General features: G+C 44.4%; 15 protein-coding genes. All 15 read right to left on the reverse strand.

Translation table 11 applies throughout. From position 1 onward, the window contains the following. Positions 1-12: 12 nt before the first annotated feature. On the reverse strand, positions 13-345 hold the full coding sequence (locus WAE57_RS06620) for an AAA family ATPase (RefSeq protein ID WP_237788496.1): 333 nt from the start codon (positions 343-345) through the stop codon (positions 13-15). A gap of 132 nt (positions 346-477) precedes the next feature. Further along, positions 478-2,529, reverse strand: coding sequence for a TonB-dependent receptor (locus tag WAE57_RS06625; RefSeq protein WP_337709577.1), 2,052 nt, complete (start codon positions 2,527-2,529; stop codon positions 478-480). A 149-nt stretch (positions 2,530-2,678) separates the two neighbouring features. Further along, the gene (locus WAE57_RS06630; protein WP_337709415.1) at positions 2,679-5,108 is read right to left on the reverse strand and encodes a glucose/quinate/shikimate family membrane-bound PQQ-dependent dehydrogenase; all 2,430 of its coding nucleotides are present in this window, start codon (positions 5,106-5,108) and stop codon (positions 2,679-2,681) included. A 179-nt stretch (positions 5,109-5,287) separates the two neighbouring features. Continuing rightward, entirely contained in the window at positions 5,288-6,604 is a 1,317-nt protein-coding gene (locus WAE57_RS06635) for a carbohydrate porin (RefSeq protein WP_337709417.1), read from the reverse strand. 60 nt (positions 6,605-6,664) lie between these two features. Further along, a complete protein-coding gene (locus tag WAE57_RS06640; RefSeq protein WP_337709420.1) occupies positions 6,665-8,125 on the reverse strand; it encodes a NosD domain-containing protein in 1,461 nt (486 codons plus the stop codon). Positions 8,126-8,169: 44 nt separating this feature from the next. Next, entirely contained in the window at positions 8,170-9,030 is an 861-nt protein-coding gene (gene aroD, locus WAE57_RS06645; RefSeq protein ID WP_337709422.1) for a type I 3-dehydroquinate dehydratase, read from the reverse strand. Between the two features lie 156 nt (positions 9,031-9,186). Next, positions 9,187-9,816: a protocatechuate 3,4-dioxygenase subunit alpha gene (gene pcaG, locus WAE57_RS06650; RefSeq protein ID WP_337709424.1), complete on the reverse strand. Its 630-nt coding sequence runs from the start codon at positions 9,814-9,816 to the stop codon at positions 9,187-9,189. Between the two features lie 15 nt (positions 9,817-9,831). Next, positions 9,832-10,557: a protocatechuate 3,4-dioxygenase subunit beta gene (pcaH, locus tag WAE57_RS06655; protein ID WP_337709426.1), complete on the reverse strand. Its 726-nt coding sequence runs from the start codon at positions 10,555-10,557 to the stop codon at positions 9,832-9,834. A 20-nt stretch (positions 10,558-10,577) separates the two neighbouring features. Next, positions 10,578-11,012 carry a 4-carboxymuconolactone decarboxylase gene (gene pcaC, locus WAE57_RS06660; RefSeq protein ID WP_219189746.1) on the reverse strand — a complete coding sequence of 145 codons (435 nt, stop codon included), beginning with the start codon at positions 11,010-11,012 and terminating at the stop codon, positions 10,578-10,580. Positions 11,013-11,026: 14 nt separating this feature from the next. Beyond that, the gene (locus tag WAE57_RS06665) at positions 11,027-12,382 is read right to left on the reverse strand and encodes an MFS transporter (RefSeq protein ID WP_337709431.1); all 1,356 of its coding nucleotides are present in this window, start codon (positions 12,380-12,382) and stop codon (positions 11,027-11,029) included. 42 nt (positions 12,383-12,424) lie between these two features. Beyond that, a complete protein-coding gene (gene pcaD / locus WAE57_RS06670) occupies positions 12,425-13,213 on the reverse strand; it encodes a 3-oxoadipate enol-lactonase (RefSeq protein ID WP_337709433.1) in 789 nt (262 codons plus the stop codon). Then, positions 13,210-14,565, reverse strand: a complete 1,356-nt coding sequence (locus WAE57_RS06675; RefSeq protein WP_337709435.1) for a 3-carboxy-cis,cis-muconate cycloisomerase — start codon at positions 14,563-14,565, stop codon at positions 13,210-13,212. Before WAE57_RS06675 ends, pcaD begins: the two co-directional genes overlap by 4 nt. Positions 14,566-14,587: 22 nt before the next feature. Continuing rightward, the gene (gene pcaF / locus WAE57_RS06680; protein ID WP_337709437.1) at positions 14,588-15,793 is read right to left on the reverse strand and encodes a 3-oxoadipyl-CoA thiolase; all 1,206 of its coding nucleotides are present in this window, start codon (positions 15,791-15,793) and stop codon (positions 14,588-14,590) included. Positions 15,794-15,862: 69 nt separating this feature from the next. Further along, the gene (locus tag WAE57_RS06685; protein ID WP_337709439.1) at positions 15,863-16,516 is read right to left on the reverse strand and encodes a 3-oxoacid CoA-transferase subunit B; all 654 of its coding nucleotides are present in this window, start codon (positions 16,514-16,516) and stop codon (positions 15,863-15,865) included. A 13-nt stretch (positions 16,517-16,529) separates the two neighbouring features. Beyond that, positions 16,530-17,210: a 3-oxoacid CoA-transferase subunit A gene (locus WAE57_RS06690; RefSeq protein ID WP_337709441.1), complete on the reverse strand. Its 681-nt coding sequence runs from the start codon at positions 17,208-17,210 to the stop codon at positions 16,530-16,532. Between the last annotated feature and the right edge of the window lie 81 nt (positions 17,211-17,291).

Consider the following 17,291-nt stretch of genomic DNA (forward strand, 5'->3'; position numbering starts at 1 on the left):
GAAATCCGTGAGCTAAAAAATACCTGTTAATCTGGAATCAAAATATTTGCTCATTTCCTTAAATAAAAATCCCTGAATTAAAAAACCATCCGTAACTTGGAATGATTCCTTAGATTCCCTGATGCACTCATAAGTTTTATCAAATGACACAGAAACAGTTATAAATTTTTGATGTTGAATAACAACAATACAATCCTTGGTATTCAAAATCTTAGATTCAAAAGCTTCTCTATCCGACAAATAATCATCAAATTCAATAACAGTAAAATCTGAATGACGAGACTTTAAATAGTTTGCAAAAATTGTTTTTCCTGTTCCTGGCTTACCTGTAATTAATATTTTCATAAAAAAACCCTGTTTTTCTAGAAAATAATAAAAAAAATTGAGAATAACTTAATTCGTATTAGACTAAATTTGTCTAGGAGAGTGGCAGTAGTCCACCAGCTTAACTGGTGACACTGCCTGATTTTTTGTATGTTAGAATACTTTCTTTATCGATAGCCCAACATTAAAATTTCTTCGATCTGCGGGCTCAAAGAAACGACTATTGCTATCGTTGACAATCACGGAACCCACATAGTTTCGATCAAATAAGTTATCGACTCGTGCATAAGTATTTACTTTCCAGTCTTTATTAACCCACAAATAGCCAACATTTGCTGCAACAATGGTATAACTTGGTGCAGTATCGGAGTTGATATCATCGACATAAATCTTGTCCATATAACGTGCTTCTAAGCCTGCCTGAAAGCCCTGCTCAGGTTGCCATGCCAAGCCTACAAAAGCTTGATTCTTGGCAATACCTGGAAGGTATGTTCCTTTTTGTATCAGCGGTTTGGTTGTGGTCGCTGGAATATCAGCATCAAAAGTCGCATCTAAATAACTATAACTGGTTCGAACATTGAGTGCTTGCCAGAGCTGTTTTTGCCACGATAACTCTAAGCCTTCACGTAAGGTTTTTTCTGCATTACGAAATGTGCTACGCCCGCCATTGGCATCGTCAGGCACAATGTCATTTTTAGTTTCAGTATGAAATACAGCAAAAGTAAATAACCCTAATGTATTCTGCGATTTTAAGCCAAGTTCTGCAGTATCACTGGTCGCAGGTTTTAAATTAAAGTTAATGCCTGAAGTCCCTACTGTAGGATAGGCCATCTCGGTAAAGGTTGGTGTTTCGAAGCCTTTACCATAGCTTGTATAAGCATAAAGCTCAGGTAATATATCCCAGCCTAAAGCGACAGTTGGAAGTAACTTTTGATAATCTGTTGAACCACTGTCGTCACCATTGCCTGTGGTGATGTAATGATCATCTGACTCATAATGCACATTGCTATAGCGTAAACCTGCATCTAAATGCCACGTTGGCAAGAACTGCCATGAGGCTTGCACATAAGGATCGAGATTCCATAAGGTATTATTTTCATCACGACGTAAATCACCTTTCACACCATAACGCCCTGTCGCATCAAAGTTTTCATACCCCTGACGATTTTCGCGCATCTGATCAAATGCCAAACCTGCAATAAATGTAGTATTCGGTAAGAACTCTTTCCCCGTCCAACGGAAGTCGGCACCATAATAATCCCGATCAAAATCGATCACACCGCCTGCATGACGTGGATTTTTTTGGGCACTACTCGGGATCGACTGATATTGCACAACCTGCCTATTGCCAAAATAGACCATGCCATACAACTCTTGCTGGTCATTCAGTGGTTTGTTCCATGTCAGCCCTGTTTGGGTTTGTTCAATTTCTTTACGTACATCATAAATATTTTTAGCATCATTCACTTGCTTCGGATTGGCTTGCCATTGCGCACGGTTTAAACCTTGAGGATCATTTGCCTCAATTTTTGTACGGTTTATGAGCCAATTAATCTTACTACCATCCTCCAAATTCCAAGTGAGCTTGGCATTATTCAACACTTTTCGCGCAGCGCTATGATCACGGAAACCATCCGTATCAAAATAGGAAGAACTGATCACATAGGCAGGTTGATTGGCTTGCTCTGCCCCCCCTTGTAATTGAATATTGGCTTGTTGCTTATGGTGACTGCCTGCATTGAGTCCCACTTGGATTGAGTCTTTCCCTTGCCCTTCTTTGGTCTCGGTGAGAATGGTTCCACCCGATGAGTTACCATAAATGGCAGAAAATGGACCTGTTAAAACTTCAATATTGTCTAAACTGTCTAAATCAATATTGGAGCTTTGTCCCTGACCATCTGGCATGGTTGCAGGAATACCATCGACATACAGTCGTATCCCACGCACACCAAAAGTAGAACGCGCACCAAAGCCACGCATAGAAATTTGCAAATCTTGCGCGTAATTTTCACGGTTATTAATTTGTAAACCGGCTACACCTTGCAATAGTTCAGACACATTCACATGAGTGTTGGATTGCGATTGCGCAACTTCTACTTTCTGTATTGAAGCTGGTGCCTGTAATAATTTACTTTCAGTGCGCACTGCTTGGACTTTAATCACAGGAAGTTGATATTCGGCTATATCTTGAGCATGCAATGCCATCGACTGTAAAATAACCGTTGTCAAAAACGCATAGTTAAAGGGAAATGGATTGCGATTATGTACTTTCACAAGACATCCTTTTCTTATCATCTTGGTAGGAATGTAGAAAGCCCCTCTTTTCAGAAGGACTCTCACAACAATAATATGTTTTAGTTTTCTAAACTGTAAGCAATCACATAATCACCATGATCAGGCGATTGACGCGCGCCACCAGCAGAAATGACCACATATTGCTTACCCGTTTTTGGTGAAATGTAGCTCATTGGTGTACCTTGACTACCAACAGGTAAACGTGCTTTCCACAACTCTTCACCATTGGATGAATTGAAGGCACGTAAATAGTAATCCTGCGTTGCAGCAAAGAACACTAAACCACCCTGTGTTGCCATTGGTCCACCAATGGTTGGCATACCAATTGGTGCTTTTAAGCCCATCTTAATACCCATCGGACCTGTATCTTCGACTGTACCCAAAGGAACCTGCCATGCAATTTGACGAGTTTTCATATCAATTGCGGTCATGGTGCCAAAAGGCGGTTTTTGACAAGGAATACTTAACGCTGACCAGAAACGGTTTTTGTTGACTTTGTATGGTGTACCTTTCATTGGTACTGCGCCCATACCTGTATTTACTTTCTCACCACCATTGGCTTGAATCGCCAAGTCTTCAGGCGTTTGTTTGATCAACTGAATCCACAGCCCTAAACGCATGTCGTTCACAAACATATAACGATGGGTTGGGTCGAATGCAATTGAACCCCAGTTCATGCCACCGAGTGAACCCGGAAAGCTCAATGAAACATCAGTACCCGGTGCAGTGAAAAGCCCCTCATAGCGCATTGATTTGAAATTAATACGACACATCAATTGATCAAATGGTGTAGCACCCCACATGTCTGATTCAGTCAGAGTTTGATTACCAATTTGTGGCATTTCAATAGAACGTGGTTGGGTCAAACTATATTGTTCATTTGGAATATCAGCGGCTTTAACAGGCTGTTCAATGACTTTGGTCAATGGTTTACCTGTAACACGGTCAAGTACAAAGAACTGACCAGACTTGGTGCCAATGACTACAGCAGGTTTAGTCGAACCATCTTTCAGTGGGAAATCCACCAAACTTGGTTGCATAGGTAAATCAAAGTCCCATAAATCATTATGCACTGTTTGATAGACCCACTTTTCTTTACCTGTGGTCGCATCAAGTGCCAATACCGAAGTATTGTATTTATGATCTAAGGGTTGACGATTTGCACCCCAAAGGTCAACTGATGAACTTCCCATCGGTAAGAACACGGTATTCATTTGTGGGTCATAAGACATTGCAGCCCATGAGTTGGCTGAACTACGCTTATAAGTTTCACCTGGTTTAAGTACATAGTTCGGATCTGGATTACGCGGATCGAACGCCCAACGTAGTTTACCTGTAATGACATCGTATGCACGAATTACACCACCCGGCATGTCTGCACCTACGTTATCGGCAATACGGCTGCCAATGACAATCGACGTACCTGCAATGGTCGGTGCTGAAGTCACTTCAAAACGTGGTGCTTTGGTGCCATCACCTAAGCCTTCAAGTAAATTTACCGTACCATCAACACCAAAGTCTTTACAACGCTCACCTGTATCAGCATTGACTGCAATTAAACGACCATCAGGTGTGTTGGTATATACACGACGAGGGCAAGCTGTATTGGTCGCGACTGCGGTTACGGCTGTTGCGCCTACCAAGGTTGGCTGTACCAAGGCTTGCGTTGAGTCGAAATAAGCAACACCACGGCAACGCTCCCAAGCATCGGCTTTAGAGTTGACTTCTGCTTTCCAAATTTGTTTACCTGTGTCCGCATCTAAAGCAATCATGTTGTTATGCGGGGTACATAAAAAGACTTTATTGCCGACCTGTAATGGTGTCATTTGATCTTCTGCACCATTACCCGAACCTGTAGTCATATCGCCCGTTTGGAAGCGCCAAGCTTCTTTAAGTTTAGATACGTTATTTCGGTTAATTTGATCGAGTGCAGCAAAACGGCTACCACCCGCATCACTACCATAATGATCCCAATTGACTTGCTGTTTATTTGGTGCCACTGGGACAAGCGGTAATTCCTGACCAGAAGCTTCCACTGTTGGATGTGGAATAAACATACCGTACATACCACCCAACATACCTAGGACAGTCAGACCACCTACAACATAAGCAGGTGCAGACATTGCAGTTTGTTGCTGATATTTACGAATAGATGGCAAGGTAAATAGCACGGCAGCAAATAAACCTGCGGGGAACATTAAGCGTGAATGCAGTGGCCAAAATTCGAAGCCAGTATCAATCAATGCCCAAATGACAGTGCCTACAAAGACTAAACTGAATAATCCAACCCCAAGGGCTTTTTTTATAAAAATGAAAATCGCTGAAACGATGGTCACTAAGCCTGCAATAAAGAAGTACCAAGAGCCACCTAAACTGATGAGCTTTCCGCCACCAATTAAATAAAATAGGCCTGTTAACAATAAGGCCAAACCAAGGATAAAGCACCATATTTTAAATATGGCTCCTGGCTTAGATTGAGCTTCAGACATACATCTTACTCCAAGTGCCGTGAGTTTAAATGACCACTCCCTCTCTCCTTTGAGTATCATTTATCATCACAAATAAATTCTTATGCTTTCACAGGTTAAACCTGTGAAAGCATCGACTAACGTATTTAAACTAGACAGCAACATTGATTATATTTTAATCATTTTCCATCTAAATACTGTTAAAAATTCACTTTCATGGTTAAACCAGCCACCCATGCATCCTCTACTTCTTTTACCCCTGTCAGTTGGTAGATGTATTGCAAGTTTGGTCTGAGCATGACCGCAGGTGACCATTGATAGGTATAATTCAACTCAACATTGAGTTCGTCATGTTGAATTGGGACATAGTCACTGGCAAGCGCATCGTAACTGTAATAACCACGACCTTCGTTGGTAGCGATTTGCTTGTCCGTCGCACGGTCATTCACGACATAATTGGCTAAACCAAAACCGATGGAATCATTTGGGCGACTATCGAAAGGACCTTTGTACCAAAGTGCGAGTTGTTGTGTACTTTCTACAAATGTTGTGGCCTTATCGTTCACTACACCATTAAAACTAATATATAAACCGCGCTTCGGATCTGCCCCATGTTGTGTGAGTTGTTGTTGTGCATTCAGCCAAAAACTGTATTTTCCATCTTGCATTTCACCACTGCGAATGTCTTTTGCCTCAGCCGTGGAATACAGTGCACCGAGTTTATATTCGCCTGGTAAGCTATTAAATGCGGCTAACTTTGGTTTCCAAGCCAACTCTAAAGGAATGGTTGCCCCCTCAACATTGTCCATGTCAAGGTTAAAACCATCACTATTGGATTGTGTTTTTACATTGTCTGGATTGACTTCATACACGCCCAAACCAAGTGACCATGCAGGTGCAAATTGGTATTTAATATTGGTGCCCCAGAGTCCTACAGGCCAGTTGTACCAGATCGAACCGATGGATTTACCTAACTGACCACCACAAAGCAGCAAGTTCTGGAATTCACATTGTGAGCTGTTAAAGTCATCCGACATGCCCATACGACCAATCTTGAATTGGACGCGGTTATCATCAAATCCCGTTTTGATCCAAGCCTGAGTTAAGCGCCAGATTTTTCCACGCCCGTAAATTTCTTGAGTATTGCCTAAAGTGCTGGCACGCGGGTCTTTAATCCGCTCTAACGTTAATGAGTTACCATCACGTTTGGTAATCATTAAGCCTGCTGTGGTATTTTCCCAACCTGCAATTTTACTTAAATCAAAATTAGCGCCTAAAGTCAGTTGTCCCGCATTTTCCAAAGTGTTGTCATCGTTATAACCACCAGCCAAATTGGTCGCTGCCTGACTCATAATTGCTGCTGTAAATTTATAACCTTGATCTTCCAGTTGCTTCCGTTCACCGTTCCAATCACCGAATAACCATTGACGGTCTGCCGAATAAAATTCATTGGCTGAAGCCAATTGGCAAGTTAAAAGCGCCAAAGATAATGTGCCTAGCTTTAATAGTTGTTGCATACCAAACATCCTTTTTTGTGAGGAAAGCTCAACTCACATGAGCTTTCCATGCGGTTTTTATTATTTAATGCGAACGGCTGGACTCAGTTCAGAAGTTGCACCCAAATGGTCGGTCACATTGGCTGTGACATTGGCCACACCACTTGCCACTTTCCATGTTGCTTGACCTTGACCTTGTGCATTCGTTGTCACAACTTGCATCCCTAAATACTGCTCTGCTTCTTGACTCTTCGCTTGACGATTGGCAAAGAACTCAACCTGATAGCGTTGATTCGGTTGCGCTTGCACTTCTGCCGTGACTTGACCTTTGCTATAACTTAAACGCGGTGCTTGGATATTTTGGTTTGGCATCGCATTACAGCCTTGTTCATTCGGCTGTGTACAGGTTTTTTGCAGTTTCGCCGCTTCAATGACCACGCCACCACCACGAGAACCGACAAAGCCAGCATGTTCAAGCGCAGGCACAGCAAAAACAATTGCGCTTAAACGCTGATTGGGTACACACGAACCACCCGCTTCACAGCGTTTAATATCTTTGCCATTGTCCCAAATGAGGTTTTTGGTCAACGTTGTACGTGCATTGGCATCTTTTTCTGAACGAATGGCAATGCCAAGACGGTTACCATGAACTTTGTTACTGTCAAAAATGTTGCCATCACCGGTGAGGTTAAAGCCTATCGAGTTGTTGGTCAGTTCGTTATAAGCGATGTAATTGCGCTTACCCCAGTTTATTTGCAAACCATCAGAGTAGTTTTCAAATTTGTTCCCCACCACCGCATTGTCATTACCCCACAGGATTTCGATACCTTGCGACGGTTCTGGATTAGCTTTGGTTGAAGTAAATAGATTGTTGGCCACAAGGTTAAATGCCGCGCCACGGGTAAGCTCAAGACCATCGCCGTTATCCACAAACAAGTTGTTCAAAACTTTGTTGTTATTGGTGGTGGTCGAGGTCGGATTGCCCTTACCGTCATCACCCGTCAACATCACGCCTGAACCACCGTAGTTATTACTGATACGGTTATGTTGAATCAAGTTATTGCTTGAACGGTTCACTAATACACCAATACAGAAACGATGAATATCGAGACCTTTTAGCGTCACACCATTCACATCTTGCAGAACTAAACCCGGTAAAGTCGTGGTACGGACATTGGTGCCATACTGTTCAGGGTTTGCCCCCGGGCAGGCTTTCGCGCCTTCACCTTTAATATAGTTTGAACCATCAATCGCAATAAACTCGCCTGTTTTGTCCCATTGCGTCCCAATGATCTTCACTGAAGACTTAATTGGCGGTAAAGCTTGATTCAGTTTAATTACATAGGGTGCTTTACCCACGGCCTGGATTTGAATTTCATTTTCTTGCGTCGCATTGGCATTCGATTGTTCAATCGCCCAACGCAGTGAACCTTTTGCAGTATCGTCCTGATAGCGGTCCACAATATAAGTTTCTGCACTGGCAAAACCTGAAGCCGCTAAACTCAAAACCAGTGTGGTGAAGCGTAAGGTTGATGGTTTCATTTTTTAAATCCTTTTCTATCCTTGAAGATGAATATCGCAGTGCATTAAGGGGTCGGTTGTACTGTTTTCAGCAACTGCTTCAATTGAGTCACATCAATTTGACCTGGGGCAGACGCTTCACCAATCATGCCGAAACTTAGACTGCCGCCCATATTGGCAGTTGCCACACGTGAAATGGTGCCCAACTGCCCCATCGACATGGTCAGCAGTGGTTTTTGACTTTTTTGACTAACTGCCAAAGTGGCATTCATGAGGGTAAAGACATCTTGTTTCGACTTCGGCATTACCGCAATTTTGAGAATGTCTGCGCCCATCTGATCTTGTTTCAATAAGCGGCTTTCTATGTCTTGTTGATCGGGTGTCTTGGTAAAATCATGATTTGACATGATCACCAACACTTTCTTGTCATGTGCCAACTTCGTTAATTTCGCTACACTTCCAGCATTGCGGAACATTTCGATATCCAGCAATTGCATAAATGGCTTTTTCAGGTATTCACGATAAATCTTTTCATAGTCTTGATCAGACACCGTCATTTTTCCGCCTTCGTTGTGGGTACGAATGGTGGCAATCAACGGTTTGTCTTTTAAAATTTGATTCAGCTGCTGACCCAATGCAATTACTTTTTTGGTGTCGGCAGAAAATTCCAATAAGTCGATGCGAAACTCAGCCAAATCTGCATCTGGATTACTCGCAATTACTTTGGCTTGTGCAATGGCTTGCTCTGCTGTTTTTGCTGTGATCGGTACAATGGTTTTGACAGGTAAGTCGCCAATATTGAGGTTTTTCACCATATAGTGTTGTGCGCTTGATTGAGCCGATTCAGCTGCAAATGCAGATGGCATTGCTGCGATAACAGCGCTGCTTAAGCAGAGTTGCATTGCTAATTTTTTGATGGTAATCATTACATTTCCTTGTATTTTCAAACTATTGCCTGACTTTTGTCATCAGCCGCAAACATACGTGGGATGAATGAAATGGGTCATAGCATCACCACGTATAAACTTGGATCATTGCAGCAAGAGCAGCAATCAAATAGCTGCTCTTGCCAATTCTGACAATTAGATGTCTAAGAAGACCGTTTCATCTTCACCTTGAATACGAATGTCAAAGCGATACACCACTTCACCATCACGCTCTTCACATTTTGCAATGAGGGTTTGACGACGAGGTGCCCACTCAATGCCTTTCAGTACAGGATCTTGTGCATTGGCTTCAGCTTCATCTTCGAAATACACACGGGTATTCAAGCCCATGTTAATCCCGCGAGCAAAGATGATCAGTGCAATATGCGGTGCCTGAGTTGTACCTTTACGTCCCGGAACCGAACCCGGTTTAATGGTATTAAAGCTCCAAAAGCCAGTATTGAAATCTGCACCTGTACGGCCCCAGCCCAAGAAATTAGGGTCTACTTGTTTATCCTGAATATCGGCATCACTTGGATAGACACCATTGGCATCAGCCTGCCAGATTTCAATCAATACATCACGTAACGGCAAGCCTAAACCGTCGAACACTTGACCTTCTAAGCGAATACGTTCACCTAAAGTATTTTCTTTAACTAGCTGGTTATTAAAGTTATTTTCAAAGACTTCAATGTTGGCTTGTTGTGGTAACAAGCCAATGTGAACATATGGTCCACCCGTTTGAGATGGCGTTTCATGCAATTCCTGAAAATTCCAATGGTTCATGTTGTTCTCCCTGAATTAAGTCAAATCATTTTCGAAATATGTCGCACGACGACCACGTAAAGTGATGTCAAAACGATAACAACGACTGTCTGCTTCAATAAAGTTGCTCTTATCTTCAAGGGCAATCAGCGCACGACGTTGTTCTTCCGAAGGAATGGTTTTAATAATCGGACAGCTGTCAATTAATGGATCACCTTCAAAATAGAACTGAGAAATAAGGCGTTGCGCCCAACCATCGGCAATCAAAGAGAAATGGATGTGCGCAGGACGCCATTCATTAATACGGTTACGCCATGGGTAAGGACCCGGCTTAATGGTACGGAATACAAAATAGCCGTTAGCATCAGTCATCATACGGCCACAGCCGCCAAAGTTCGGGTCCATCGCACCAATAAACTGATCATTTGGATGACGATAACGACCAGAAGCATTGGCTTGCCACACTTCGAGCAAAGCATTTTTGACTGGACGACCGAACTGATCACGGACAAAACCATGAACCACAATACGCTCACCAATCGGTAAACCGTCTTTGGCATAGTTCAAAATCAAATCGTTGTCTTTTGGACCAAACTGCTCTGCACTAAAATGTGGTGCTGTGACTTCAGTTAAAGTTTCTGCAATTGAGATCAATGCATTTTTTGGCGAGCGTAACACACTGGTTTTATAGCCGGGTGCATATGCTGGCGGGTGATCATCGGTATTGCGTTGTGCATAAGCACCTAAAATAAGTTGCGACATGTGACGTCCCTCTTAATCCATTACTCTTGATTGGTTTGTTCTTGGTTGAGCTGCTGTTCGCTCAGCTTTTGCGGGGCAATGCCCAAATCTGCAAAAACTTCTTCTGCCATGTGCATAGCTGCATTGGCTGCAGGTAAACCGGCATACAGTGAACAGTGCAAAATCAACTCTTTTAAGTCGTCCTTGGTCACACCATTGTTAAAACAAGCACGTAAATGCATACGTAGTTCGTCTTCACGGCCCAGTGCCAATAAAACCGCAATGGTGACTAAGCTACGGGTGTGGCGCGGCATACCTGGTCTAGACCAGACTTCGCCCCACGCAAAACGGCTAATAAAATTTTGAAAGTCGGCATTGAAATCATTCAAGTTCTCAAGTGAACGACCGACATGCTTTTCACCCAGCACTTCGGTGCGTACGGTGATTCCTTGTTCATAACGTTGTTCATCATTCATGGGAGAAACCTCAATTAGATCGCATCGGTATGTGCAACCAGTGATTTAACAAAAATAGCGACTGCTGCTGCTGTTGCTGGAATTAACAGCAGACTTAAAATAGCTGTAAACGACCAGTCATTGCCCAGTAAAACTGCGCCAATCCATGCACCAAATACCGCACCAAAACGTCCAATCCCAGACATCCATGCCACACCTGTTGCACGGCATTGGGTTGGATAAAAACGTGCACTCAGTGCTGGCATTGCTGACTGCGCACCATTAATTGCAACACCTGCACAAAGCACTAAAATGGCAAGTAAGGTTGGATTTGCTAAGCTCTGACCAACGGCAAAGGCAAAGATCCCAGCGACAAAGTAGAAGCCTGCAATAATGCGGTTCGGATTGAAACGGTCCATTGCCCAGCCAATAAATAAAGCACTGAGTACACCGCCAAACTGGAATAAACCACCAATAAATGCAGCGCGTTCCATGGTTGCGCCAGTTTCACGCATTAAGGTTGGTAACCAACTGGTGAGTAGATAAATCATCACCAAACCCATGAAATAGGTCAGCCACAATAAAACCGTACCTTTGACATATTTCTGAGAGAACAGCATGCCAAACACACCTTTCTTCTCTGCACCTTCGGTTTTTTCTTCAGGTACATGAAACTCAGTAACACCCTGTACTTTTTCAGGTGCAATACGCGTCAAAATTTTGCGGACTTTTTCGCTGTCACGACCTTTCACAATCAAGAAACGATAGGATTCTGGCAGGAAGAAAATCACCAAGATCATCAAGATCAGTGGCGACCAACCGCCCAATAAGAATAAGCTGTGCCAACCAAAGGTTGGGATCAACCAACTGCTGATGAAACCACCTGTCGCCATACCCAAGTTGTATCCACAGAACATACAAGTCACGAGTAACGAGCGTGAGCGCTGCGGGCAATATTCAGAAAATAGTGTGGTTGCATTCGGCATCGCAGCACCCAAACCAATACCGGTTAAAAAGCGCAGTATTACCAAGGTATTTAAGTCAGCTGCATATGCCGATGCCAAAGTAAAGCCACCAAAAATCAGCATCGAAACACTTAAAACAATCTTTCGCCCAAAGCGGTCAGCAGTTGGACCAGACACCAAAGCACCAATAATCATGCCGCCTAAAGCCGCACTCATGACTGGACCCAGTTGCGATCGGTCTATTCCCCAGTCTTGTGCCAAGGCTGGAGCAATAAAACCCATTGCTGCAGTATCAATACCGTCAACAAAAACAATGAAGAAACATACAATTGCGATCAACCACTGATATTTGCTAATCGGTGCATCATTAATCAGTGCTTGTGCGTCTATACTCGTTTTTTGAGTAGCGTATTCCTGAGACGCCATACCTGCCTCCTTGGGCTGAAAGTCCTTTTAAAAATCCTTAAACTATTGAATCGATCCAATGAACTGACTGAGGGTTTGGGTAAACAGCTCAGGTTGCTCAATATTGGAAAGATGCGATGCATCAATCACCGCTAATTCACTATTTTGAATCTGTTGTTGCATAAAGACTCCATCTGCCACTGTCGTAACTGGGTCAAATGCGCCTGCAATCACTAAAGTTGGAATCTGAATCTGTTGAATTTGAGTAGATAGATCTGCTTGCGCGAGCGCTCGGCAAGATTCTGCATAGCCCAGTGCTGGCGTAGTGGCTAAAGACTGAATAGTGCGCTGCGCCAAAGCATCGTGTTGATAATCAAACTGCTCACTAAACCAGCGTGTATGCGTAGTCGCGACCAAATCTGCTAAGCCATTGGCTGTCGCAGCATCTGCACGAGTATTCCAACCTTCTTCAGTCCAAATTTTGGCTGCTGAATTCGCCACAGTGATGCTATGAAAACGATCTGCATGGTGAATACCGAGCCACAAAGCCGTCATGCCACCCATTGAAATGCCGCAGAAATGCGCTTTTTCAATGTTTAAACCATTCAGAATATCAATCACATCTTCTGCAAGATTTTGTACAGTGGTCTGCTCAATCACATCACTTTGCCCATGACCACGCGTGTCATAAGTCACCACTTTGAACTGCTGTTCGAAGGCAGCAACTTGTGGCTGCCACATGCCTTGATCGGTACCGAGCGAGTTTGAAAATACAATCACAGGTGCATGGTCTTGCCCACTGATTGCAACAGATAAAGTCTTGCCTTGACGATTGGTCATCGTGATATTCACTTTGCCTCTCCTTTTGCTTCCTGCAAAACCGCATCAATTTGGTCTTGAATATTGCCGAGATATGATGCTGGTTTAAAAATTTCTGAAATCTGAGCTGCGCTAAAATAGGCTTTGACTTGATCGAGTTCAGTAATGACCTCTTTTAAGTGCACGCCTTTTGCAACAGCTGTTTTACACGCGTCCTCTACCAGATGATGAGCCTGTAAGCGTCCCATATGCGGTGCCAAAGCCATCATCACCGCTTCTGCCATGATCAAACCCTGCGTGCAATCTAAATTGCGTTGCATATTTTCAGCATTGACTTGCATGCCTTGTAACACGTCTAAAGTCCGCTCTAAAGCGCCTGCACACAGTTGGAAAATTTCAGGCAATGCCAGCCATTCTGCATGCCATCCACCTAGACTACGCTCATGTTCCTGCACCATGCTTTGGTACAAACTTGACATCAGTACAGGTACACGATTGGCTGCTGCCAAAACGGATGCCGCAGCAACAGGATTACGCTTGTGTGGCATCGTCGATGACCCACCACGCCCTTTCGCTGCCGGCTCAAACACTTCAGCAATTTCAGTTTGCATCATCAAAGACCAGTCACGCGCCATTTTGCCCAGACTACCTGTCACTATTGCTAGAACACTCGCCACTTCGACAATACGGTCTCGTTCACCATGCCAAGTACAGCTTGGAACAGAAAGTTGTAACTGTGCTGCAAATGCTTGTACAACTGCTGTGCCTTGATTCTGCAAAGATGCCAATGAACCCACAGCACCGCCCAACTGAGCAGTAAACACGCGTGATTTCATGGCTTCAATACGGGCCAAATCACGACGAAAGGCCGAAGCCCAACGCGCTAATTTATGACCTAACGTAATGGGTAGGCCTTGCTGCAACCACGTGCGCCCAATCATGACTTGTGAGCGATACTGTTCAGCTTGGGTCAATGCAGTGCGGTAACATTGGTGAATTAAAGCTTCAACATGCGTCATTGCAGCACGACATTGCAAAATACAGGCAGTGTCTAAAATGTCTTGACTGGTTGCGCCCCAATGCACATAACGCGCAGCATCTTCATCACTTTGTTTCACAATCGCAGTCAATTGCTTCACAAAAGGAATCGCGATATTGCCCGCCAAGCCTGTTGCAATAGCTAAAGCATCAAAGTCAATCTGATCAATTGCAGTTGCTGTGATGTTTGAAATTGCTGTTGCCGCAGATTCTGGAATGACACCGACTTGAGCCTGTGCTTGTGCCAAGGCAACTTCCGCCTCAATCATGTAAGACACCAACGCGCGATCACTGAAAATTTCAGTCACCTCGTTTTGGTAAAATAAGCTGGCATATAACTGGCTCATGATCGCTATCCTTAACTCTGCTCTAAACGCGCTGAATAATCATTGCAATACCTTGACCGACACCAATACACATTGAACATAGGGCATACGTGCCACCCGTTTGTTCTAATTGGTTTAAAGCTGTGGTGACTAAACGCGCACCCGATGCACCCAGTGGATGACCAATCGCAATCGCCCCACCATTGGGATTCACTTGTGTCGTGTCATCTGCCAGACCTAAATCACGGGTAACGGCCAGTGCCTGTGCCGCAAAAGCTTCATTCAGTTCAATCACATCCATCTGCTCGATGCTGAGATTGGCTTGTTTGAGTAGCTTTTTGATGGCAGGCGCAGGTGCAAAGCCCATAATGCGCGGTTCTATACCCACTGACGTTGAAGCAATGATTTTGGCACGTGGTTTAAGCTGGTACTGTTCAACCGCTTGTTCTGAGGCAATCAGCACAGCAGCCGCACCGTCATTGATGCCTGACGCATTTCCCGCAGTGACGCTGCCCTCTGCTGTCACGACTGGCTTAAGTTTTGCCAAACCTTCTAAGGTAGTCGATGCACGTGGATGTTCATCGGTATCCACCACAATTGGATCACCCTTACGCTGTGGAATATTCACAGGAGTGATCTCTTGTTTAAAAAAGCCTTGGGCCTGAGCGGCTGCTGTACGCTGTTGACTTGTCAAGGCAAACTGATCTTGATCTGCTCGACCAATATTAAATTGTTGCGCCACGTTTTCAGCCGTCTGCGGCATGGTGTCTACACCATACATCGCTTTAAGCTTTGGATTGATAAAACGCCAGCCCATGGTGGTGTCTTCAATCTTCTGGCTACGGCCATATGCTGTTTCTGATTTACCCATTACAAAGGGTGCACGAGACATGCTTTCTACGCCACCTGCAATGATCAGATCCGCTTCACCCGCTTTAATCGAACGGGCTGCCATCGCAATGGCATCCAGTGATGAACCACATAAACGGTTCACAGTCGTCGCAGGAACTTCAACGGGTAAACCTGCAAGCAGTGCCGACATACGCCCGACATTACGGTTGTCTTCACCCGCCTGGTTAGCACAGCCGTAGATCACGTCATCGACTTGTTTCCAATCTACGCTTGGGTTGCGTTGCATCAGTGCTTGAATCGGCACTGCACCCAAGTCATCTGCACGTATTGGTGCAAGTCCACCGGCATAACGGCCAAATGGGGTACGAATGGCATCGATAATATAAGCGTTTTTCATATTTCATTTTCCCTTTGATCCCCCCTAGATTTCCCCTCTCCTTTTAGGAGAGGTTCAGGGAGGGTTCATTTATCCCTGCGTCGCATCCACCAAAGTGGCACCCGTCATCCCCTGCAATTCTGCAAAACTCAAACCGTCGACTTTTTCAATCACTTTTAACCCTGTCTTAGTAACATCAATCACGCATAGATCGGTGTAGATCCGGTCTACACATTTCAAACCCGTAGCTGGGTAGCTCAGTTCAGCGACGATTTTCGGTTCACCTTGTTTGGTGACATGATCGGTGGTGATGAAGACTTTCTTGGCACCTACGGCTAAATCCATCGCACCACCTACCGCAGGAATCGCATCCGGTGCGCCTGTATGCCAGTTGGCCAAATCACCATTCGCCGCCACTTGAAAGGCACCGAGTACTGCAATATCCAAATGCCCACCACGCATCATGGCAAAAGAATCACCATGATGGAAAAAGCTGCCGCCTTGCAGCATGGTCACATATTCTTTACCTGCATTGATCAGTTCAGGGTCTTCTTGGCCTTTTTCTGGTGGTGGACCAAAAGCCAATAGGCCATTTTCAGAATGCAGGAACACATCCTTGTCTGAAGGGAGATAGCTGGCAATCTTGGTCGGTAAGCCAATGCCTAAATTGACATAAGCCCCATCAGGGATATCTTGTGCCACACGTTCAGCGATTTGGTTACGACTGAGTTTTTGATAGCTCATGATGTTCTCCCGATTACAGAGCAACGGGTTCAGGTTGAACCTGTACCACGTGTTGAACGAAAATGCCTGGGGTGATGATGTGCTCTGGGTCTAAAGCACCTAAGTCCACTACTTCAGAGACTTGTGCAATGGTCACGCCTGCTGCCATTGCCATAATCGGGCCGAAGTTACGTGCCGATTTGCGATAAACCAGATTGCCCCAACGGTCGCCTTGCTGGGCTTTAATCAGAGCAAAGTCCGCTTTGATTGGATATTCAAAAACATAATCTTTACCGTCGATGTGACGGGTTTCTTTGCCTTCAGCCAATAAGGTGCCATAGCCGGTTGGCGTGAACACTGCACCCAGGCCCATACCAGCCGCTTGAATACGACAGGCCAGATTGCCTTGTGGAACCAGCTCTAAATCGATTTTGCCTGCACGATAGAGTTCATCGAAGACCCAAGAATCGGACTGACGCGGGAACGAACAGATGACTTTTTTTACTGCACCAGCTTTGAGTAGCTTCGCGAGACCATAGTCACCATTGCCTGCATTATTGCTGACGATGGTGAGGTCTTTAATACCGAGTTGAATTAAGCCATCAATTAGTTCAGCAGGTTGTCCTGCTGTACCAAAACCACCGATCATGATGGTTGAGCCGTCGGTGATTTGGGAGAGCGCTTCCGTTAAGGTCGCTGCACTTTTATCTATCATTAGATAACTCCATTGTGCATCATGCAAATTTGAAAAGGCGACAAAACCTAACTTATACTGGAGAATGATTCAGCTAAAACA

The sequence above is a fragment of the Acinetobacter sp. NS-4 genome (assembly GCF_037402435.1).
Taxonomy (GTDB): domain Bacteria; phylum Pseudomonadota; class Gammaproteobacteria; order Pseudomonadales; family Moraxellaceae; genus Acinetobacter.